Source organism: Mesorhizobium sp. M7A.F.Ca.CA.002.09.1.1 (genome assembly GCF_003998555.1).
GTDB lineage: Bacteria > Pseudomonadota > Alphaproteobacteria > Rhizobiales > Rhizobiaceae > Mesorhizobium > Mesorhizobium ciceri.
In genome coordinates, this window is record NZ_RZRR01001258.1 from 1 (window position 1) to 1,188 (window position 1,188).

The window sequence follows — 1,188 nt, forward strand, 5'->3', positions numbered from 1 at the left end:
CAGAAGAAAAGCAGAAGCAGACGGTTGAGATTCGAAAGGCTTTGCCTCACTAATACAGGCATGATGTTTTCCGACGCCTTCATGGCGATTGCCGATCCCAACCGGCGCCATCTTCTGGAAGAACTTCGCCGCGGCCCGAAAACCGTCACCGAACTGGCCGCCGGCTTGCCGGTCTCGCGCCCAGCCGTGTCGCAACATCTGAAAGTGCTGCTCGATGCCGGCCTGGTCCACGCCAAGCCGGAAGGAACAAGGCGCGTCTACACGGTGAGCGGCACTGGCTTCCTCAAACTCAACATCTGGCTCGATCAGTTCTGGGAAACCTGACCCGATCAACCGTTGTTGTAGGGGAAGAACTTGAAGTAGGGCTGCGCCTCCCCGATCACCCGAGCGAAGGCGGGGCGCTGCAGCAGGCGGTCGTGATAGCGCTTCACAGCCGGGTACCTGTCGCCCAACGGCTCGACCTTGTTGGCATAGAACAGCGCGGGGGAGGCTGCGCAATCGGCCATGGTGAAGCTGTCGCCCATCGCCCAGATCTTCGACTGCATGTCCTGTTCGATGATGGCGTAGGAATTGCGCAACCGGTCGCGAGCCTGCTCGACGCCGAACGGGTCGGTCTTGTCGCCGGGGCGCAACCGGTCGCCGACAATCTTCTGCATCGGCTCCTGCACATAGAAATCATAGAAACGGTCAGCTTGGCGGACGGCCAACGCCATGTCGATCTCGGCGGGAACGAGGTCGACCGGCCCCGGATAGTGCGCGGCCAGATATTCGACGAGGATGCTCGATTCCAGCACCGTACGGCCACGCGCATCGTCGCGCAGCGCCGGCATCTTGCCGGCCGGCGAGATCTTCAGGAAGGCCGCGCGCGATTCAGCATCGCCAAGGTCGACGATGACAGGCGTGAACGGCGTGGCGTTCTCGTACAGCGCGATCAACGGCTTCCAGCAGAAGGAGGCCAGCGGATGGAAATGAAGTGTCAGGGACATTTTTTGCTCGTCTGTTTCGTGGATTGTCGGTGGCCGCTACCCTGCGGCACGCCTGTTGCGGTTAGCCTTGTCCGTCAAACCAGCCTATGCTGCTTCAACCGGCTTGGACATGCGCGATGATCGCTGCGGACATCTCGGCCCAGTCGTCCGGATGCAGCTCGTGGCCGCCACCTTCGATGCGAATGAGTCTTGCGCCGGTGAC

2 protein-coding genes and 1 pseudogene are annotated in these 1,188 nt (G+C 61.4%); 1 reads left to right on the plus strand and 2 read right to left on the minus strand.

Going from position 1 to position 1,188, the window contains the following annotated elements:
• Nucleotides 1-60 precede the first annotated feature (60 nt).
• Nucleotides 61-324, plus strand: coding sequence for a metalloregulator ArsR/SmtB family transcription factor (locus EN994_RS32320; RefSeq protein WP_063169162.1), 264 nt, complete (start codon nt 61-63; stop codon nt 322-324).
• 5 nt (nt 325-329) lie between these two features.
• Here the strand turns inward: EN994_RS32320 and EN994_RS32325 are convergent, their stop codons facing one another.
• Both EN994_RS32325 and EN994_RS36540 read right to left on the minus strand, forming a co-directional pair.
• The gene (locus tag EN994_RS32325) at nt 330-986 is read right to left on the minus strand and encodes a glutathione S-transferase family protein (protein WP_063169163.1); all 657 of its coding nucleotides are present in this window, start codon (nt 984-986) and stop codon (nt 330-332) included.
• Between the two features lie 94 nt (nt 987-1,080).
• Nucleotides 1,081-1,188 (minus strand): annotated as a pseudogene (locus tag EN994_RS36540) (alpha/beta hydrolase); the annotation flags it as partial.